This is a genomic window from Flavobacterium chuncheonense, assembly GCF_042686145.1.
GTDB classification, from domain to species: domain Bacteria; phylum Bacteroidota; class Bacteroidia; order Flavobacteriales; family Flavobacteriaceae; genus Flavobacterium; species Flavobacterium chuncheonense.
The window spans coordinates 484,665-505,851 of record NZ_JBHUPC010000013.1 but is presented as its reverse complement, the minus strand read 5'-3'; the positions used below and the strand labels follow the sequence as shown (position 1 = coordinate 505,851).

The following is a 21,187-nucleotide window of genomic DNA, read 5'->3' as shown; positions in this document are numbered from 1 at the left end:
GCTTTAAGTTTAAAAGTCTTGGCATTTTATTGTTTCTTTTCGCGGATTTTTTTATAAAATTTATAACCCAACATTAAAAGTACTGAAAAAAGAATAATTCCTACTACTCCGAAAATCCAATTGATAGCGCTTTTTAATATTACCAAAAACACTACAGCAAATAGAATTATGGTTGCCCCCTCATTCCATAGCCTAAAGAAACCAGAAGAATGGCTTACTTCATTACGCTGTAGACTTTTAAAAATAGCATGGCATTTTAAATGATATAAATACAATAAAAAAACGAATCCCAACTTTACATGCATCCACGGTTGACTTAACCACACCTTCCCTGCTGCTGTAAAAAACAACATCCAGAATGCAAAAATACTAGCTAGTACAGCGCTTGGCCATGTTATAATATACCAAAGACGATACTGCATCAGTTGATACTGCCTAATTAAAATATCTTGTTCTGGTTGCGGCTTTTGTTTGGCCTCAGCATGATATACAAACAATCGAACGATATAAAAAAGTCCCGCAAACCAAGTTATAACAAAAATTAAATGCAACGATTTTATATAATTATATTCCATCTTCTGTTGTTACTAATTTCAAATTCATCTCACGCTTTAAAAAAAATCCTGTAACCGTAGTGGCTAGTAAATCAGCAATAGGAAAAGAAATCCATACGCCAAAAATCCCTAAATAATTAGGCAAAATCAAAACCAAAGGAATCAAAAAGAATCCTTGTTTGGTAAGTGTCAACAATAGAGCTGGTCCTGCTTTACCAGCCGCTTGAAAATACGCCGCTCCAATCAACTGAATGGCAATAATAGGCGAAGCAGCAAACACCCATCGCAATGCCGAAGGTGTTTCAGCAATAATTCTAGGATCATTGGTAAAAACCGTAACTATCGGCTCTGCAAAAATTAAAATGACAATAAAAATTAATGTTGCTAAAAAAGCAGCCCATTTAATTGATGTTGAAATAGATTCACTTACTCTGCCGTATTGTCTAGCACCATAATTATATCCAGCAACTGGTAGAAATCCTTGTGTTACTCCCAAAATTGGAAACAAGGCAAACATTAGCATTCGACTTATGATCCCATAAACCGCTACAGAATGTTCCCCTCCATGAATAAAAAGAATGTGATTTAAGATAATTGATAAAATTGCAACTACTCCTTGTCGTGCAAAAGTCACAAAACCTAATGAAGTAATTTCACTGACAATTTTAGCATCTAAAAGTAAATGCTTTAAATGAATACGTAATTCACTTTTAAATAGAAAGAACCAAAAAATGAAAGCAAAGCACATGAAATAGGAAAAAGATGTTGCCAATGCTGCTCCAAACATTCCCAGATTTAAAACTTTAATAAAAATAATATCCAAAATAATATTTCCTAAAGCCGGAATTATCATGGCTATCATAGCAAATCTCGGTTTTCCTTCTGCTCGTATTACGGTATTACCCGCCATACAAAGTGCCAAAAAAGGGACACCGTACAAAACGGGAATAAAGAACTCTTGTGCTGGTGCTTTAATCGCGCCATTTGCACCAAATAGTAATAAAACTTCATCTGAAAAAAACAATCCTAATACTACTGCGATGATTGCCAAGCCTAAGGTCATCATAATTTGATTACCAAAAGTATGCAAGGCTTTCTCTTTATCTTTTGCTCCTAAAGCTCTTGAAATTATGGAACTTCCCCCTATCCCCAAGGCCATTCCCAAAGAGGAAATTAAAAAAGTAATAGGCAATACAACTGAAACAGCAGCAATAGCGAGTGAACCAATCCATTGCCCTACAAAAATAGTGTCGACTAAAATATTAATTGACATGAATAAAATTCCTATAGACGCAGGCACTGACTGTTTAATCAATAACTTCTTAATAGGTAAATTTCCTAATTCTGCTGAAGAAACTGCCATTATGCGTTTGATTCTTGATTTTGAAAAGCCCATTGATCAATCCAACGACTCAACGTTTTACACCAATCATCTCCATCGTTTAAACAAGGTACCGATAAAAACTCCTCTCCTCCATTTTCTTTAAAACTATGTGCCGCTTCCATACCAATTTCTTCCAAAGTCTCCAAACAGTCCGACACGAATGCAGGAGTAACAACTGCTAAGTTTTTAATTCCTTTTTGTGCTAATCCATCTATCGTAGCATCTGTATAAGGTTGTAACCAAGGGTCTCTACCCAATCGCGATTGGAAAGAAGTACTGAACTTCCCTTCTTCAAGTCCTAAAAATTCAGCCACTTGCTTCGTAGTTTCAAAACATTGGTGACGGTAACAAAACTCATGTGCTTTTGACGGGGTATTACAACAACTTCCATCAATTTTACAATGTGACTTGGTTACATCACTTTTCTTAATATGACGTTCTGGAACTCCGTGATAGGAAAACAACACATAATCCACATTGAAATTTGTTAAAGAGTCTTTTATTGAATTGGATAAATCACGGATATAATCTGGTTGATTATAAAATGCAGGCAGGATTGTGAATTCCATATTTGGGAATTTTTCTCTTCTGATTTTTTCCGCCAATACCAAAATTGTTTCTGTTGTTGCCATGGCAAACTGAGGATACAATGGCATCAGTAAAACCTCTGTTACCCCCTTATCATATAATGCTTGTAATCCCGATTCAATACTTGGATTACCATAACGCATGGCCAACTCAACCGGGACACTAACTTGTTTCTGTACTTTATCTTGTAATCGCTTTGACAAAACAATCAAAGGAGAACCTTCTGGCCACCAAATCTTCTTATACGCTGCAGCAGATTTTTTTGGTCTCGTATTTAGAATAATTCCTTTAACAATAAAAGCTCTTAGTAAATATGGTGTGTCAATTACCCTTTCATCCATCAAAAATTCATCCAAATAATTTCTTACATCCTTAACACTTGTACTATCTGGTGAACCAAGATTAACCAATAAAACTCCCTTACTCATTTTTTAGCAATTTTTTAAATGTTCGTATTTAAATTCATTAAATATTTCTTCGGTGTAATACCATATTTCTTTTTAAAGGCCGCGATAAAATGACTAGCTGTACTGTAACCGATTTGCAAACCGACTTCATTTACATTATACGAGCCGCTGTCAAGAAGCTTTCTTGCATATTCCATTTTATAGTCAAATAAAAAACCATACACGCTATCGCCATATATCTCTTTAAAACCTACTTTCAATTTTTTTAGTGTAATTTCCACGCGATCGGCCAATTCTTGTAGACCTGGAGGTTCCGCCATATTGGCAATAACAATCTCCTTCGCCTTTTTTATTTTCAACACATTTTCTTCATCTACCAAAAAAGGACAGTGTTCGGCATTTGGATCTTCGTTTTGGTTGAAAAACAAACTCAACAACTCATATCCCTTCCCTTTCAAATATAAATTTTTAATCGAGGAATTTTGGTTGTAATGAAAAATTTGATTCAAGACTATCGCCATTGAAGGACTTATATCTTCCTCACCGTAATATTTTTTTTCTAGATTTTCTTTACTTAAAAAAGGAATATATTCGGCTTCAGAAGAAAAAAGCGTGTGTAATTTTTTTATTGAAATGAGTGCAGAAATTATCCATGATTTAGGTAAAACTTCCAAATTCAACGGTAACTCCTTTTGAGGATTGTAAAGCAACAATGATTTTTCTTCGTTTAAGTCTAAAGCATAGCTCCCGTTATTAAAAATAAATTTACCTTTCCCTTTAACATTAAAATGAAATTGAATTAAACCTGTTTTCACCTGTCTTTCATAGCGTTGTATTTCATCGGTATCATTTTGAAAACGAAGCAATACAAAGTCTGGTTCAACTTTTATTTCTTCCATAGCACCCATAGCGATATTTTTCTTTAAGTTTGAAAAAAATTTGAGAACAACTTATTTAGAATCTCTCTAAATTAAATTCTTACAACATCCTTGTATTAAAGCAAAATTAAGTGATTTTTGATTGACAAACACATTTTTAATTAAAAAATCGGCTAGCGATACAAAAAGGACTTCTATCGTTACTTTTATAAAAAGGATAAATTTACTTTTGTAATACTTTTTAGGAAAAGTGATTTATGGATACAAACTCAATAGGAAAACACCCTTCATTTTATGCTATTGGCCTCAGTTACAAGAAAGCTGATGCTGAAATGAGAGGAAAGTTTAGTTTAGACGAACAAGCCAAAACCAATTTACTTTTACAAGCAAAAGCTGAAGGTATTGAAAGTTTAATCGTAACATCAACTTGTAACAGAACAGAAATTTACGGTTTTTCTCAGCACCCTTTTCAACTTATCAAATTACTTTGTGAAAATAGTCAAGGTACTGTTGAGGATTTTCAAAAGGTAGCTTATGTCTATAAAAACAGAGAAGCTTTACAACATATATTCCGAGTAGGAACTGGTTTAGACAGTCAAATTTTAGGCGATTTCGAAATCATTTCGCAAATCAAGCAAAGTTTTATTGAAAGTAAAAACTTGGGGATTGCCAATTCGTATATGGAGCGTTTGGTAAATGCCGTTATTCAAGCCAGCAAAAAAGTAAAAAATGAGACCGAAATAAGTTCAGGTGCTACTTCTGTTTCGTTTGCTTCTGTACAATACATCATGAACACTATCCCTGACATTGGGAACAAAAATATTTTACTTTTCGGAACTGGAAAAATTGGACGCAATACTTGTGAAAATTTAGTAAAACACACTAAAAACGACCACATTGTATTGATTAACAGAACCAAAGAAAAGGCTGAAAAAATTGCAGGAAAGTTTAATTTGGTCGTAAAAGAATATGCCGATTTGCAATTGGAAATTCAAAAAGCGGATATTTTGGTAGTAGCTACCGGTGCTCAAAACCCAACTGTTGATGCCGCTATCTTAAAATTGAAAAAACCGCTTTTAATCTTAGATCTTTCTATACCTAAAAACGTGAATGAAAACGTTAAAGAAGTAGAGGGTGTTTCACTAGTTCACTTGGATTATCTATCACAAGTTACCGATGAAACTATAGAAAAAAGAAAAGAACATATTCCGGCTGCTGAAAAAATAATCAGCATTATTCTAGAAGAATTTTTAACCTGGTCAAAAGCCCGCAAATTCGCACCTACGATCCATTCGCTTAAAGCAAAATTGGCTACAATTAAAGATTCTGAGTTGAATTACCAACGCAAGAAACTAGAAAATTTCAATGAAGAACAAGCTGAAATCATCAGCAATAGAATCATTCAAAAAATTACTACTCACTTTGCCAATCACTTAAAAGATGAGGAAACTATGGTAGATGAAAGTATCGAATGGATTGAAAAAGTTTTTCAATTAAACCACTAAAACCTACAATCTTGAGCAAAACAATACGAATAGGAACTCGTGATAGCGAATTAGCACTTTGGCAAGCGAATACCGTAGCCGAAAAACTAAACGATTTAGGTTATACTACAGAAATTGTACCCGTAAAATCTACTGGTGATATTATATTGGACAAACCATTATACGAACTGGGAATAACAGGTATTTTTACCAAAACCCTTGATGTTGCCATGTTATCAGGGCAAGTAGACATTGCTGTGCATTCTATGAAAGATGTTCCTACCGCTTTGCCCCAAGGAATTGTTCAGGCTGCAGTTTTGGAACGTGCCAATGTTTTAGATATTCTAGTTCATAAAGGCAAGCTTAACTTTTTAGAAACCGAAGGCACTATAGCTACGGGGAGTTTAAGACGAAAAGCGCAATGGTTAAATAAATACCCTACTCACAAAGTTGAAGATTTAAGAGGAAATGTCAACAGCAGAATGCAAAAACTTAAAGACAACAACTGGGACGGAGCAATATTTGCCGCAGCGGGACTTGAACGCATCAATTTAAAACCAAGCGAGTATATTAACTTGGATTGGATGATTCCTGCACCAGCACAAGGTGCTATGCTTGTTGTTGCCATGGAAAACGACAGTTTTTCTAGAGAAGCTTTGGCACAATTAAATCATACAGAAACTGAAATTTGTACACTTATTGAACGTCAGTTTTTAAGAACATTAGAGGGAGGTTGCACTGCCCCTATTGGTGCTTTAGCTACTGTAAAAGAAAACACTATTTCGTTTGAAGGTGTATTATTTTCTTTGGATGGAAAAGAAAGCTATACAATTAAAAAAAGTTGTAATTTTGATTCTTATAAGAACTTTGGGACAGATTGTGCCGAAGAACTATTACAAAACGGAGCAAAGCCGTTGATGGAAAAACTTCGTAGTGAACTCAAAGTGAAATAAATCACTCTAAAATGGAAAGAGAATCCTTACTCAACTATATTTATCGTTTTTTTGACCTTATTGTTCTTTTAACCATTGTCTTTGACTTTGGATACGATTTTGAAGAAAACTATAATACTCCTCATGTTGTTGGGCTTATTTCTCTTACCGTTGCCTTATTGGGATTTAATATTTTTAAATCATTTAAATACAAATTAAGGAGCAATAAAAAAGTAATACTTGTTAATACTGTCTTACTTTCTGCTTTATTACTTATTTCTGGCTTTATTGCACTACATAATGCTGATTTTAGTTATCATTATATTTTGCAACGTATAAAACCCGTACTAGAAGGGGGGCTTATTTTTTACTTTCTTTTACGTTTATTTGTACTTGTCCGGTTAATTTATGACATCTACTTTAATCCTGCCATCATTTTTGTAGGCAGTTTTTTCATTTTAGCCATAGCAGGTGCCTTCCTATTGATGCTCCCAAGTGCCACAACAAACGGAATTTCGTTCACCAATGCTTTGTTTACCTCAACAAGTGCCGTATGTGTAACTGGTCTAACAGTAGTGGACACTGCAAAGGATTTCACAACAGTAGGACAATCTATTATCTTGGTTTTAATTCAGTTGGGAGGGATTGGAATCTTAACTTTTACTTCTTTCTTTGCCTTTTTCTTTCGAGGTGGATCTTCGTTCAAGGAGGGCTTAAGTACTAAAGATTTTATTGCGCATGAGGGTCTTAAAGATGTTTTCAGAGCGGCATTAAATGTTGTTATTTTTACGGTAAGTGTGGAAATTGTGGGTGCATTTTTTATCTACACTTCCATTTCGCAAACCAATGGTATTGATAACAAATTCTTCTTTTCCATCTTCCACTCAATATCTGCATTTTGTAATGCTGGTTTTTCAATTTTTTCATCTGGGCTGTATGATGAAAATATTCGCTTTCATTACTATTTCCAGTGGATTATAATGGTATTAGTTGTTTTTGGTGGATTGGGGCACAATATTGTATTCAACTTTTACCAATACATCAAAACTTATATTGTTGAGTTTTTCGATAAGACATTAATTCACAAACAAATTAGAATTATTACACTAAACACAAAGATTGTTGTTTATACTACAATTGCATTGTTAATAGGAGGTTGGATCTTTTTATTCATCTCCGAATACAACAATACTTTGTTGATGCACGATACTTTATTTGGAAAAATTACCAATGCTGCATTTAATTCCGTGACACCAAGAACCGCTGGTTTTAACGTGATTAATTTTACCGACATGACATTACCTTCATTGTTGTTCGTAATCTTTTTAATGTGGATTGGTGCTTCACCTGCCTCTACAGGAGGTGGTGTAAAAACTAGTACCTTTGCATTAGCAACTTTAAATATTTTATCAGTTGCCAGAGGTAAAAGTAGAATCCAAATTTTTGGAAGAAGGATTTCAAGTGAATCAACATCTAGAGCTTTTGCAATTTTATGTATTTCATTAATCGTAATTGGTATTGCTATCATGGCACTACTTATTTTTGAACCAAATGGAACACCATTAATAACAGTAGCTTTTGAATGTTTTTCAGCATATAGTACTGTTGGGCTTAGTTTAAACTTTACACCTACCCTTTCAGAACCAAGTAAGTATGTACTTATCATGGTGATGTTTATTGGTAGAATAGGTATGCTCAACTTAATGATAGGTTTATTAAGACATATGAACCATCAGTTTTATGAATATCCAAAAGAAAATATCTTAATTAACTAAATAAGATTGAAATGAAAATAATTGTTTTTGGTTTAGGAAATTTCGGAATGTCATTATCCTTAAGTCTTACAGAAACAGGAAATGAAGTCATCGGAATTGACAAACAAATGGATAAGGTAAATCTTGTAAAAGATAAAATTTCTCATGCCATTTGTATGGACTCTACAAACGAATTGGCATATGACGCTGTGCCGTTAAAAGATGCTGACAAAGTTGTTGTAGCCATAGGTGAAAATGAAGGTGCTGCTATTATAACCACAGCAATTATTAAAAAATTATCCGACGTAAAAATCATTAGTCGCGCCCTTTCTCCTATTCACGATACGGTTTTAGAAGCGATGGGAATTTACAGCATTATTCACCCAGAGCAAGATTCGGCCGATCGTTTGACCAAGCAAATTAACTTTAAGTCAACCTTGGAAAATTACCAATTGGATAATAACTATACCATTTCTGAAGTAAAGGCTAAGAAAGAATTCTTTGGTAAAACGTTGGAGGAACTTGATTCTGTAGACAAATACCACCTGACTTTGATTACCATTATCCGCAATAAAGAAAAACGCAATTTAATTGGTAAAAAAACAATGGTTAAAGAAACCATAGGGCGTCCGTCTCCAGACACAAAAATTGAAAGTGATGACATACTTGTAGTTTACGGTTACAATAAAGATATAGAAATGTACTGTATGGGTGAAGAAGAGTATGATTTAAGAAACAAAAACATTTAATTCATGCTTTCTCTTTTATGCACTAAAGAAATTTCATCCTCTCAAAAACAACCGTTTGTTGAGCAAGGTTTTCATGTAGTGTATAAAGATTTTATCAAGGTTAAAACGATTGCATTTGAACTCGGTAGTATAAATGCCAATATTATTTTCACTAGTAAAAATGCTGTACAAAGCGTTTTAGAATCTGAAAAATTAACAACGCTAAAATTAAAAAACTGTTTCTGCGTTGGGCAAAAGACAAAGGAGTTATTAGAAGAAAATCATTTCAAGGTATTAGCATGTGAAAATTACGCTGATGATCTTGGACAGCTAATCGCTACTCAATATCCCGAAGCAACTTTTACCTTTTTCTCAGGAAATTTACGTCAGGATGTTTTGCCAAACATTTTAAAAGAAAACAATGTAGTATTTGATGAATTTAAAACCTATGAAACAATTCTAACTCCTCAAAAACTAAACACAAAATTCGATGCGATTCTTTTTTTCAGTCCTTCGGCTGTAAACAGCTACTTGCAAGAAAACGAAATTGAAAATCAAAACTGTTTTTGCATTGGTAACACTACCGCAAAAGCATTAGAACATAAGACAAAAAACATCACAATTGCACCTCTACAAACCATTGAAAGTGTAATTGAAACTGCTGTAAGCACGTTGCTTACGGCATAAATACTTAGCAAAATGATAAAAAACGATTTATTTTTAAAAGCCTTAAATAACGAAACCGTAGAAAGACCGCCAGTGTGGATGATGCGTCAAGCGGGAAGATACTTACCAGAATTCTTAGCTATTAAAGAAAAATACGATTTCTTTACCCGTTGTAAAACTCCAGAATTAGCATCTGAAATTACAGTGCAACCTATCCGTATCATTAAACCAGATGCTGCTATTTTATTTTCCGATATTTTAGTAATCCCACAAGCAATGGGTATTGATGTAGAATTACAAGATAACATTGGACCTATTTTACCAAATCCTATCCGCTCTGCTGCTGATGTGGATAAAGTCTTCATTCCAGATATTAATGACACATTAGGATACGTTATGGATGCTATTGACATGACAAAGGAAATGTTGAACAATGAGGTTCCGTTAATTGGTTTTGCAGGTTCGCCATGGACAATATTTTGTTATGCTGTAGAAGGAAAAGGCTCTAAAAGTTTTGATAAAGCTAAAGGATTTTGTTTTTCAAATCCAATAGCTGCACACCAATTACTTCAAAAAATTACCGATACTACTATCCTTTACTTAAAAGAAAAGGTAAAACATGGTGTGAACGCTGTTCAAATTTTCGATTCATGGGGTGGTATGCTTTCTCCAGCGGATTACACTGAATTTTCATGGCAATACATCAACCAAATTGTTGAAGCATTAGCGGAAGAAACGAAAGTTATTGTTTTCGGAAAAGGATGTTGGTTTGCTCTTAATGATATGGCGAAATCTAAAGCTTCAGCTCTTGGTGTAGATTGGACATGTTCACCTCGAAATGCACGTTATTTAACTGGTGGAAAAATTACACTACAAGGTAATTTTGACCCTTCACGTTTATTATCACCAATTCCTGTAATTAAGAAAATGGTTCATGAAATGATTGATGAATTCGGAAAAGATAATTACATCGTAAACCTTGGTCACGGAATTTTACCAAATATTCCTGTAGATCACGCAAAAGCTTTTGTTGAAGCGGTTAAAGAATACAAATAATAATTAAGTCTTAAATGAAAAACTTAACACTATCAATTGTTTTCTTACTTTCACTTACTGCATTTAGTCAAACCAAAGCAAAAATTAATGCTACAACATTAATTGGAATTCCAGGTATAGGAATGGAAACGGGTTTAGGAAAAAAAACAACTTTTCAACTTGATTTCACAGCTTCCTTGTGGAAGTCTATAAATGGAGGTCCGCAAGAATTTTATATGTTATTCCCAGAATTTCGGTACTATCCAAAACAAAAATTTGATGGATTCTTTTTTGGAGTTCATGCGGGTGGGTCAAAATATAACATGCAAAAATGGAACTACATCAACACCGATTATTACCAAATAGGTTACTCCATGATGTATGGTGCAACTATAGGTTACCAATTAAAAATAAATGAAAAATTCAGTTTTGAAGTATTTTTAGGCGGTGGTTCGCAACAAGGGTATTATAAAGGATATCGCTTAAGTACCGGAGAACGATATGATACGAATAAAACAGACTATAATAAAAGTGGAGAGTGGTTACCATATCGAGGTGGAGTAATGATAAATTATAAACTGAATTAATGAAAGATCAATTTTACGCCTACATACAACAACTACAAGATCAAATTTGTAAAGGTCTTGAAACTATGGATGGAAAAGCCGTATTTAAGGAAGATTTATGGGAACGCCCAGAAGGTGGTGGCGGAAGAACACGTGTAATTGAAAATGGTGCTGTTTTTGAAAAAGGAGGCGTAAATATTTCTGCTGTTCATGGCAAATTACCCGATACCATGCAAAAAATGTTTGGTGTAGGTGAAGCCGATTTCTTTGCATGCGGATTAAGTTTGGTGATACATCCTAAAAATCCATTTGTACCTACAGTACATGCGAATTGGCGATATTTTGAAATGTATGATGAAAAAGGAAACATTATCAATCAATGGTTTGGTGGTGGACAAGATTTAACACCTTATTATCTTTTTGAAGAAGATGCACAACATTTTCATCAAACCTGTAAAACAGCCTGTGACAAGCATAATCCGGCATTTTATCCTTTGTATAAAAAGAAATGTGATGAATATTTCTGGAATGCACATCGCAATGAAGCGCGTGGCTTAGGAGGTTTATTCTTCGATTATTTAAAAGAAACCGAAGACATGAAAATGCAAGATTGGTATAACTTTGTCACTGAGGTTGGAAACAGTTTCTTAGCCGCTTATTTACCAATTGTTGAAAAAAGAAAAGAATTATCCTATACTGAAGCGAACCGCACTTGGCAAGAAATTCGTCGAGGTCGATATGTCGAATTTAATCTGGTTCATGATAAAGGCACCTTATTTGGTTTGAAAACCAATGGCCGCATCGAGAGTATCTTGATGAGTTTACCTCCTCATGTACAATGGGTATACGACCATCAGCCAGAAGTTGGCAGTGATGAAGAGAGGTTATTAATCGTATTAGCAAATCCAATTGAATGGGTGTGAAAATTGTAATAGCATTTCTCTTTTTAGCAAATCTACTTGGTTATACCCAAACAGATAGTATTACAAACTCTTATCACAAAGAGTATAAAGAGAAAATGTCTTTACAATTATTTGGTTTGAATACTTCAAACAAATTCAACTTTATTTATAATGAAAATAATCTCGAAATTGAACTAATTCCAAACCAAAAAACAACAATCGGATTAGCCTTTAAATACGATTTTTTAGCATTCAGTTTTGGTTTTGCACCTCACTTTTTGGCAGAAAACCGAGATAATGAAAATTCGAAAATGTTTTCATTTGGAACTGACTTTGTACTTAAAAAAGTTGTTCAACATATCAATTTCTTTTACCAAAAAGGAATACAAGCAGAAGCCAGTAATGGTAATACTGTTTATTTTGAAAAATTGAAAACAATAAAATTAGGCGGTACAACCACCTACCTTTTTAATCCAAATTTTTCATACAATGCTCTTAATTTTCAAAATGCAAGGCAGATAAAAAGTGTAGGTACTTTTGGCGCTTCATTAGATTACTATTTTACAACTTTAGATGGAAGAAAGCAACAACAGTTAAATAGTAAATACGATGCATTTGATGTTACAATCGGACCTTCGTATCTTTACAATTGGGTAATTGCTAACTATATTTTAGTTGCACCTGAAGTTTCCTTCGGTATGGGTTTTACAAAATATAAAGATGATAATCTAAAAAACATTAGTGTGTTATACAAAGCTGGATTAAACTTAACATTAGGTTATAATAGCGATAATTTATATGGTGGTATTAAAACCAGAAGTATTGCACTTAATCACAAATCCGAAGGCAATGTTGATATGAGTGATAATATTAACTTTACATCGATTTTTTTAGGGTATCGATTTGATGCCTCAAATAGTATCAAAAAACAAATCAATAAATTAAAATTTTAAAATATGTTTCCATTACACAGAGGCAGACGATTAAGAGTTAACGAAAGCATTAGAAGTTTAGTTCGTGAAACAGCATTAAGTCCAGGTGATTTTATGTTCCCCATGTTTATTGCTGAAGGAGAGAGCGTAAAAGTTGAAATTCCTTCAATGCCTGGGATTTACAGGCGTTCTATCGATCTGACGGTTGCTGAAGTAAGAGAATTATTTGACTTAGGCATACGTGCTGTAAACATCTATGTGAAGGTTGATGATTCCTTAAAAGACAATACTGGTAAAGAAGCATGGAATGATAACGGTTTGATGCAACGTGCTATTCGTGCTATAAAAACAGCTTGTCCTGAAATGATAGTAATGCCCGATGTAGCACTTGACCCCTATTCAATTTACGGCCATGATGGTATTATTGAAAATGGAGATGTTGCCAATGATGCTACCAATGATGCATTGGTAAAAATGGCGGTATCACATGCTAAAGCTGGTGCCGACTTTGTTGCACCGAGTGACATGATGGATGGTCGTATTTTACGTTTACGCCAAGGTCTTGATGCCGCAGGTTTTCATAATGTAGGTATCATGAGTTATGCCGCAAAATATGCTTCTGCATTTTATGGCCCGTTCCGAGATGCGCTTGACAGTGCACCTAAAGAAGCTGATGTTGTAGTGCCAAAAGATAAAAAAACCTATCAAATGGATTTTGCAAATCGCATTGAAGCAGTTAAAGAAGCCGTTTGGGACGTTGAAGAAGGAGCAGATATGGTAATGGTTAAGCCCGGTTTAGCTTATTTAGATATTGTTCGTGAAGTAAAAAATGCCGTAAACATTCCGGTAACGGTATTCCACGTTTCTGGAGAATATGCCATGGTAAAAGCTGCTGCTGAAAAAGGTTGGTTGGATCATGATGCTATTATGATGGAACAATTGATGTGTTTTAAAAGAGCTGGAGCCAGTTTAATTTCTACCTATTTTGCTAAAGAAGCAGCCATTTATCTTAAAAACAATACAAAATAATGCGATTTCTAATATTACTAATTTCCCTTTTCTCTTTGACTGCAGTTTCTCAAAATGAACCAATAAATGCTTTTTTGGAGAAATGGGAAAATTCAAAAAATTACCTTTTGCAGATAGCAGAAGCTATGCCAGAGGAAGCCTACTCGTTCAAACCAACAGAACGTGAAATGACTTTTGCACAACAGCTGACACATATTAAAGATAATATGGAATGGTTGAGCAGAACTTACTTTACCAATGAAAATTATACTAAATCAAAAGATAACCAAAACTATACTAAAGCTGAAATCTTAGCTATACTACAAAACTCTTTCGATTCAGTTTCCGTTATAATTAAAAAAACTCCTGTAAAAGAACTAAAACAGAAAGTAGACTTTTTTGCTGGCGAGAAAACAAAATTACAAATTCTCAACTTACTCCAAGATCATGTTACCCACCATCGTGGACAAATAATAGTTTATTTGAATTTGAATAATATACAACCGCCAAAATATGTAGGCTGGTAAAAGTCGAATCTTGCAAACTCAGGAATAAATAAGTAATTTAGATTTTTAAACCAAAACTCTGAAATGACTTTACTCTTAATTTATGCATTAGTCTCTATATTCTTTTCTTTTTTATGTTCCATTTTAGAGGCTGTTTTACTTAGTGTGACGCCTACTTTCCTTTCTGTTGAAAAGCAAGAAGGTAAAAATTATGCTACACAATTAGAAAATTTAAAAAGTGATATTGACAAGCCTTTAATCACTATACTCACACTAAATACCGTTGCACATACCGTAGGTGCAATATTGGTAGGTGTACAAGCTGAAAAAACATTTGGCAATGGTAATAATGCTGTTGCCATTGTATCGTCAATAATGACCTTTTTAATACTTATTGTTTCTGAAATAATCCCAAAAACAATTGGAGCAAAATATTGGAGACAATTGGCTTCTTTTACAACAAAAGCCCTTCAAATTTTAATTTTCCCTTTAAAAATTACAGGGATTTTATGGTTATTACAACTAACCACAAAACTTATTGGAGGTAATGGTCATGCAATAATGGTCAGCCGTGAAGATTTCAATGCCATGGCCGATATGGCAACTAAAGAAGGTGTTTTCAAAGAGTCAGAGTCCAAAGTTTTAAAAAATTTATTGTCTTTTAATCAAGTTTTTGCAAAAGACATTATGACGCCACGTACTGTACTGACAATTGCAAATAAAGCAACAACCATTAACGATTTTTACAACAACAATAAAATATTACAATTCTCAAGAATCCCTATATATTCAGGAACACCAGATAATATCATTGGCTTAGTTTTAAAAACCGATATTTTAGAAGCCATTATTAATAGCAGGGGTGATGAAACCTTATACAGTATCAAACGCCCAATTTTAGTTTCTAAAAGAACTCAACCCATTCCAGTGCTATTTGAAGACCTTATTCAAAGTAAAAACCATATGGCAATAATAATCGATGAATATGGTTCACTAAATGGATTAGTAACTCAAGAAGATGTAATTGAAACTTTACTCGGTTTAGAGATTATGGACGAAAGTGATAACGTAGCCGATTTACAACTTTTAGCTAGAAAAAGGTGGGAAAAAAGATCGCAAGAATTGGGATTAAATAAAAAAGAGGAATAAACAGAAATAGAATCTTTTTAAAACCTTATATTTGTGTAATAAACTATACGCCAACATTTTATTACACGCCATGTTACAACAAGAAGCATTTTACACACTTGCTTTATTGCAAGTTGAGGGCATTGGAGACATCCTAGCCAAAAGACTCATTCAAAATTGCGGTTCTGCTGAAACCGTATTTCAATCAAAAGCAACTTCACTTGCAAAAATAGATGGAATTACTAAAAGGGTTCTTAAAAACCTACAAGACACATCTATATTTCAAAAAGCAGAAAGGGAATTAAATTTCATAGCGAAAGAAAAAATAAAAATCTTACAATCTCAAGATGAAAATTATCCAGAGAAATTAAAACACTGTTCTGATGCACCCCTAGTTTTATTTCAGTCGGGGAATATTGATATATCCAATAAAAAAATAATCAGTATCGTTGGTACTCGGCAAATAACGAGTTATGGCACCAGTGCTACACAAAAATTAATTGAAGATATAGCCCCATTAAACCCAATCATTGTTAGTGGATTTGCCTATGGTGTTGATATAGTCGCTCATCAAACGGCCATGCAAAACAACTTGCAAACTATAGGTGTATTGGCCCATGGTTTGAATCAAATCTATCCTAAAACACACAAAAGATACATTCCCAAAATGGAAGAAAATGGCGGTTTCCTCACGGAGTTTTGGAGTTCCTCACAGCCCGACAGAGAGAACTTTGTCAAACGAAATCGAATCGTTGCTGGGATGAGCGAAGCCACAATCGTCATTGAAAGTGCAGAGAAAGGAGGCTCACTGATAACTGCGCAAATTGCAAATGATTACAACAGAGATGTATTTGCAGTGCCTGGTAGAACGACCGATAAATATAGCCAAGGCTGTAACAACCTTATCAAAACACAACGTGCGCATCTGCTCCACTCTGCTGCGGATTTAATATACATTTTGAATTGGAATCTTAAAATGAAAACAGAAAAACCAATCCAAAAACAACTCTTTATTGAACTCAATAATGAAGAACAAAAAGTATACGATTATCTCCATAAAAAAGACAAAGACATGATAGACAATATTGCTTTAGAATGTGAATTACCTGTATTCAAATTATCTTCTATACTGCTAAACATGGAACTAAAAGGTATTGTTCAACCTTTACCAGGAAAAGTATATAAGTTGATTTAAAAATAATACACTATTCGTTATAAAAAAGTATATTTGCACGAAAATTTTTATAATTAAAGATGAAAAATCTTCTTTATTTCTTACTACTCACAAGCTCACTTGGGTTTTCACAAATTACTTTTGAAAAAGGATATTTTATAAACTCAAATAATGAAAAAATAATTTGTTTCATTAAAAACTTAGATTGGGTAAATAGTCCGACTCATATTTATTATAAAGTAACTGAAGATGGAGAAGCCCTCAAAATAGAAGCAGCTTCGCTTCTTGAATTTGGTATAGGAACAAAAATAAAATTTATAAAAAGACAAATAGAAATTGACGATATTGAAAATAAAACCAATGAATTTTATCAACATAAAACCTACAAAGAAAGAAACCAAACTTCTTTCCTTAAAGTTTTAATCGAAGGGGAAGCAAACTTATATAAATATGAAAGTAGTACACAATTCAAATATTATTTTTCTAAATCTAATGATAGTATTATACCACTAATTTACTATCAATATATAGATGAATATGTAAAAGATGGCATAATACTAGAGGTTGGAAAAAGAATTAGAACTGTAGAACTGTTTAAAAAAATGCTGTATGAAAACCTATCCTGCAATAATTTAGAGATAACGGATTTTTTAAAATTAAAATACCAAGAAAAATCACTTAAAGATATATTTCTAAAGTTTAATATGTGTCATAATTCACCATTTACAGAATACAGAACATTTGACAACAAAGCTAAGTGGGTTTTTACACCAAGAATAGGCTTAATGAATAATACTATTGATATAGCATTTCAAAATAATAAGTCAATAAATTATCCAAAAACAGATTATACTGAAAATATAACAAACCCATCTTTAAGCTTAGAAATTGAATATTTGATGCCTTTTAATAAAAATAAATTTTCTTTAGTCTTAGAACCTACTTATGATTATTATGCCTTTAATTACACCCAACAAGATGCTTTTTCAAGTATTGTGATAACAGATAAGATGAAATATTCAAGTATTAAATTACCCCTAACCATACGCTATAATTTCTTTCTTTCTTCTAATAATAGAATTTATATCAATGCTGGTTATAATTATGATCTTACGCTTAAGGCTGAGTTTACTAAAATCATTGAAACACAAAATTCAACTACTAATTTTGAATCAACTTTTCAAAACTATGGTTGTTTCACTATAGGAACCGGAATTAAGATTAAAGACTTAAGTCTAAATTTTAACCTATTTGCAAAAAGTGAAAAAATTTTTAAAAGTAATCACATTTCAACTTTTATCCCTGATAACGATAAAACAGTAGTAGTCAACGCATTAAGGATTAGCTTAGGCTATTCATTGTAAACTTGTAAAAACCTATAAAACCATAATTATATATCTAAAAATGAAAATTTTACTTTATTTCTTGCTAATCTCGAGTTCACTCGGTTTTGCTCAAGCTACTTTTGAAAAAGGTTATTTTGTCGACTCCAGAAATCAAAAAACGGAATGTCTTATTAAAAATGAAGATTGGGTAAAAACACCTAACATTTTATATTACAAACAAAATGAGTCTGATTATGCAAAAGAAATTCCAACCCAACAAATAAAAGAATTTGCAGTTGGAACCAAAATAAAATTCATTAAACGTGAAATCACAATAGACAATGTTAAAAATAAAACAATTGAATTTTACGATTTCAAAGATTACACAACAAGAGTTGAAACTATATTTTTAAAAGTACTTGTTGAGGGGGAAGCCAATTTGTATAAATATGAGAATGAAACTCAATTTAAGTATTTTTATTCAAAAAATCCAGATAGTATTAAACCTTTAATATACTATCAATACAAAGACGGAGAGCGATTAAGAGCAAATGACTCTTTTAAAAAAGAACTATTTGACAATCTGACGTGTGAGTCTCTAACAATTCATGACTTTTTAAAATTAAAATACCAGGTAAATCCTTTATTAAATATTTTTGAACAATACAATAATTGCAAAAACACAACTTTTATTGAATACAAAGCAAATGATACCAAAGGAAAATTAAATTTAACTCCTAAAATAGGTTATCAATTTAACTCTATAAAATCAACCTACTCTGACATACCTAGTTCAGACAACAACCCTGTATTTGGTTTCGAAGTTGAATACCTTCTACCTTTAAATAAAAACAAATATTCTATTTTTATTGAGCCTCAATATACTCATATAAAATTTTTAAATGAAAAAGTATATACTGAAGGATTCAATAATGAATTTACAATTTACTCAACTCAAAAATTAGACTACTCCTATATCGCTTTACCTATTGGTGGAAGATATAATTTATTTACCAAACCAAATACAAGGATAACATTCAGTTTTGCATTTGTGATAAATTTAATGCTAAATGACACATTTGAATCAAAATCTACAAGAAAAGGTCCTTATAATGACTACGACAGAATATATGAAAGAATTCTAGACCCAACTTCTAGTTTTATGTTAAGTATTGGTACAAGAATTAATAAAATAAGTGCTGAATTGAAATATTTACCTAACACTGAAATAGTTGACTACACGACCAACTCTTTAAAATATTCATCTTTTGGAATATCTTTAGGTTATACTCTATAATAAAAAAGCAACTCTTAGAGTTGCTTTTTCTTAATATCCTAATTTTGTTCTTACACGTTCCAAAACTCCCTTTGCAATTGCACTTGCTTTTGCAGCTCCTTCTAATAACAACTTATCCACTTCTTCCAAGTTGTCCATATAGTAATTGTACTTTTCACGCTCAGTAGCAAACTTCTCCACAATTAGATCAAATAGGGCTTGCTTAGCATGACCGTAACCATAACCACCTGCTAAATAATTAGCACGCATTACTTCTGTTTGCTCAGGTGTCGCTAATAATTTATACAATGTAAAACAGTTACAAGTATCTGGATTTTTCGGATCCTCCAAAGGAGTACTATCCGTTTGAATACTCATAATTTGTTTGCGCAACTTTTTATCGTCTAAAAAGATATTGATAAAATTATTACGTGACTTACTCATTTTTTGACCATCCGTACCGGGAATAATCATAGTTCCTTCATCAATTTTAGCCTCTGGTAAAACAAATGTTTCGCCCATTTGGTGGTTAAAACGTGAAGCCACATCACGTGTGATTTCAAGATGCTGCAATTGATCCTTACCTACTGGTACCACTTCCGCATCATACAATAGGATATCCGCAGCCATCAACATTGGATACGTAAATAATCCTGCATTTACATCTTCTAAACGATCGGCTTTATCTTTAAAAGAATGTGCTAATGTCAAACGTTGAAAAGGAAAGAAACAACTCAGGTACCACGTTAACTCTGTAGTTTGTGGCACATCTGACTGGCGGTAGAAAATTACCTTATTAATATCTAACCCACACGCAAGCCAAGCCGCAGCAGTGCTAAACGTGTTTTCTCTTAGTGTTCTTCCGTCTTTAATTTGTGTTATTGAATGCAGATCTGCAATAAATAAAAACGGTTGATTATTAGGGTCATTCGCCATCTGTATTGCTGGAATAATTGCTCCTAATAAATTTCCTAAATGAGGCGTTCCTGTACTTTGAACACCGGTTAAGATTTTTGCCATTGTTAAATTTCTTTTGCACAAAAGTAGCACATTTAGCCAAAAGGTAAAAGGTAAAAGATAATGGCTTGATAAATATTACTATTTTTGAATTCTTTGGTTTTCCATAGCAGGAGAACTAAAACATTTGTAAAAATAAAAACCTCTTATTGAGACTTAAATTTGAAATGAAAATAACACAATATCTCTTTTGGACTGTTTGGCGCATTTGGTTTGCTATACTTGTCATGGTTCCCATACTTATACTTTTTCCTATCCTATTAGTATTGGTAATTTCAGAAAAAACCTATCCTCAATTTTACCGTGTCGCACGATTTTGGGCAAAAATTGTACTCTTCGGAATGGGATTTTATCATAGAGTCAAAAAAGAGCAAAAACTAGAGAAAGGCAAAAGTTACATGCTAGTGTCCAATCATACATCGATGACGGATATAATGCTAATGCTTGTAATAGTAAAAGACAATCCTTTTGTATTTGTGGGTAAAAAAGAGTTGTCTAAAATTCCAATTTTTGGTTTTTTCTACAAACGAGTAACCATTATGGTTGACCGGAACAATAGTAAAAGTCGATTTAAAGTGTTTGAATTGGCACAAAAACGTTTACACCAAGGCCTGAGTATTTGTATTTTTCCAGAAGGTGGTGTTCCTGATGATGAAAGCATTATACTTGACACCTTTAAAGACGGTGCCTTCCGATTGGCTATTGAACATCAAATCCCGATTGTACCGATGAGTTTTATTGACAATAAAAAACGTTTTCCATTTCGCTTTTTTAGCGGGACGCCGGGAAGAATGCGTGTAAAAATACATCCGTTTATAGAAACGGAAGGGCTTTCCGTTGATAGTAAACAAAAAGTAAAAGAAGAAACAAGACAGCTTATCTTAAAAGAACTGAAATTTTAAAAACAAAATGCCTCATTTTATGAGGCATTTTGTTTTATAGT

At 33.1% G+C, this 21,187-nt stretch carries 21 protein-coding genes; 16 read left to right on the top strand and 5 right to left on the bottom strand.

Features of this window, described 5'->3' with window-relative positions; genetic code table 11:
• Positions 1–26: 26 nt before the first annotated feature.
• Genes ACFS5J_RS09795 through ACFS5J_RS09780 form a run of 4 tightly spaced genes read right to left on the bottom strand, consistent with a single transcriptional unit; the run spans position 27 to position 3,841 of the window.
• Positions 27–575 carry a CopD family protein gene (locus ACFS5J_RS09795; RefSeq protein WP_379811953.1) on the bottom strand — a complete coding sequence of 183 codons (549 nt, stop codon included), beginning with the start codon at positions 573–575 and terminating at the stop codon, positions 27–29.
• Entirely contained in the window at positions 565–1,917 is a 1,353-nt protein-coding gene (locus tag ACFS5J_RS09790) for an MATE family efflux transporter (protein ID WP_379811952.1), read from the bottom strand. The genes ACFS5J_RS09795 and ACFS5J_RS09790 overlap by 11 nt, the downstream gene beginning before the upstream one ends.
• A complete protein-coding gene (hemH, locus tag ACFS5J_RS09785) occupies positions 1,917–2,954 on the bottom strand; it encodes a ferrochelatase (RefSeq protein ID WP_379811951.1) in 1,038 nt (345 codons plus the stop codon). Before hemH ends, ACFS5J_RS09790 begins: the two co-directional genes overlap by 1 nt.
• A 14-nt stretch (positions 2,955–2,968) precedes the next feature.
• A complete protein-coding gene (locus ACFS5J_RS09780) occupies positions 2,969–3,841 on the bottom strand; it encodes an AraC family transcriptional regulator (RefSeq protein ID WP_379811950.1) in 873 nt (290 codons plus the stop codon).
• 227 nt (positions 3,842–4,068) lie between these two features.
• Between ACFS5J_RS09780 and hemA the strand changes: the two genes are divergently transcribed.
• The 15 genes from hemA (at position 4,069) to ACFS5J_RS09705 (ending at position 19,248) form a co-directional block, all read left to right on the top strand.
• On the top strand, positions 4,069–5,316 hold the full coding sequence (gene hemA, locus ACFS5J_RS09775) for a glutamyl-tRNA reductase (RefSeq protein WP_379811948.1): 1,248 nt from the start codon (positions 4,069–4,071) through the stop codon (positions 5,314–5,316).
• An 8-nt stretch (positions 5,317–5,324) separates the two neighbouring features.
• Complete coding sequence (hemC, locus tag ACFS5J_RS09770) at positions 5,325–6,248, top strand: hydroxymethylbilane synthase (protein ID WP_379812262.1); 924 nt, start codon at positions 5,325–5,327, stop codon at positions 6,246–6,248.
• Between the two features lie 11 nt (positions 6,249–6,259).
• Entirely contained in the window at positions 6,260–8,002 is a 1,743-nt protein-coding gene (locus ACFS5J_RS09765; RefSeq protein WP_379811947.1) for a TrkH family potassium uptake protein, read from the top strand.
• Positions 8,003–8,013: 11 nt separating this feature from the next.
• Entirely contained in the window at positions 8,014–8,730 is a 717-nt protein-coding gene (locus ACFS5J_RS09760; protein ID WP_379811946.1) for a potassium channel family protein, read from the top strand.
• Positions 8,731–8,733: 3 nt separating this feature from the next.
• Positions 8,734–9,396: a uroporphyrinogen-III synthase gene (locus ACFS5J_RS09755; protein WP_379811944.1), complete on the top strand. Its 663-nt coding sequence runs from the start codon at positions 8,734–8,736 to the stop codon at positions 9,394–9,396.
• A 12-nt stretch (positions 9,397–9,408) separates the two neighbouring features.
• Positions 9,409–10,431: a uroporphyrinogen decarboxylase gene (hemE, locus tag ACFS5J_RS09750; RefSeq protein ID WP_379811943.1), complete on the top strand. Its 1,023-nt coding sequence runs from the start codon at positions 9,409–9,411 to the stop codon at positions 10,429–10,431.
• Positions 10,432–10,445: 14 nt separating this feature from the next.
• Positions 10,446–10,997 carry a DUF3575 domain-containing protein gene (locus tag ACFS5J_RS09745; protein ID WP_379811942.1) on the top strand — a complete coding sequence of 184 codons (552 nt, stop codon included), beginning with the start codon at positions 10,446–10,448 and terminating at the stop codon, positions 10,995–10,997.
• The gene (gene hemF / locus ACFS5J_RS09740) at positions 10,997–11,899 is read left to right on the top strand and encodes an oxygen-dependent coproporphyrinogen oxidase (RefSeq protein WP_379811940.1); all 903 of its coding nucleotides are present in this window, start codon (positions 10,997–10,999) and stop codon (positions 11,897–11,899) included. Before ACFS5J_RS09745 ends, hemF begins: the two co-directional genes overlap by 1 nt.
• Positions 11,890–12,831 carry a DUF4421 family protein gene (locus ACFS5J_RS09735; RefSeq protein WP_379811939.1) on the top strand — a complete coding sequence of 314 codons (942 nt, stop codon included), beginning with the start codon at positions 11,890–11,892 and terminating at the stop codon, positions 12,829–12,831. Before hemF ends, ACFS5J_RS09735 begins: the two co-directional genes overlap by 10 nt.
• A 3-nt stretch (positions 12,832–12,834) precedes the next feature.
• Positions 12,835–13,839 (top strand): porphobilinogen synthase, encoded by a 1,005-nt coding sequence (hemB, locus tag ACFS5J_RS09730; RefSeq protein ID WP_379811938.1) that lies wholly within the window; start codon positions 12,835–12,837, stop codon positions 13,837–13,839.
• On the top strand, positions 13,839–14,345 hold the full coding sequence (locus ACFS5J_RS09725; protein ID WP_379811937.1) for a DinB family protein: 507 nt from the start codon (positions 13,839–13,841) through the stop codon (positions 14,343–14,345). The genes hemB and ACFS5J_RS09725 overlap by 1 nt, the downstream gene beginning before the upstream one ends.
• A gap of 63 nt (positions 14,346–14,408) precedes the next feature.
• Entirely contained in the window at positions 14,409–15,473 is a 1,065-nt protein-coding gene (locus ACFS5J_RS09720) for a CNNM domain-containing protein (RefSeq protein WP_379811936.1), read from the top strand.
• Positions 15,474–15,543: 70 nt separating this feature from the next.
• Positions 15,544–16,647, top strand: coding sequence for a DNA-processing protein DprA (gene dprA, locus ACFS5J_RS09715; protein ID WP_379811935.1), 1,104 nt, complete (start codon positions 15,544–15,546; stop codon positions 16,645–16,647).
• A 59-nt stretch (positions 16,648–16,706) separates the two neighbouring features.
• Positions 16,707–17,990 (top strand): hypothetical protein, encoded by a 1,284-nt coding sequence (locus ACFS5J_RS09710; RefSeq protein ID WP_379811934.1) that lies wholly within the window; start codon positions 16,707–16,709, stop codon positions 17,988–17,990.
• Positions 17,991–18,030: 40 nt separating this feature from the next.
• A complete protein-coding gene (locus tag ACFS5J_RS09705) occupies positions 18,031–19,248 on the top strand; it encodes a hypothetical protein (protein WP_379811933.1) in 1,218 nt (405 codons plus the stop codon).
• Between the two features lie 30 nt (positions 19,249–19,278).
• Here the strand turns inward: ACFS5J_RS09705 and trpS are convergent, their stop codons facing one another.
• Positions 19,279–20,247, bottom strand: a complete 969-nt coding sequence (gene trpS, locus ACFS5J_RS09700; protein WP_379811932.1) for a tryptophan--tRNA ligase — start codon at positions 20,245–20,247, stop codon at positions 19,279–19,281.
• Between the two features lie 164 nt (positions 20,248–20,411).
• Between trpS and ACFS5J_RS09695 the strand changes: the two genes are divergently transcribed.
• Positions 20,412–21,146, top strand: a complete 735-nt coding sequence (locus ACFS5J_RS09695) for a lysophospholipid acyltransferase family protein (RefSeq protein WP_379812261.1) — start codon at positions 20,412–20,414, stop codon at positions 21,144–21,146.
• Positions 21,147–21,187 lie beyond the last annotated feature (41 nt).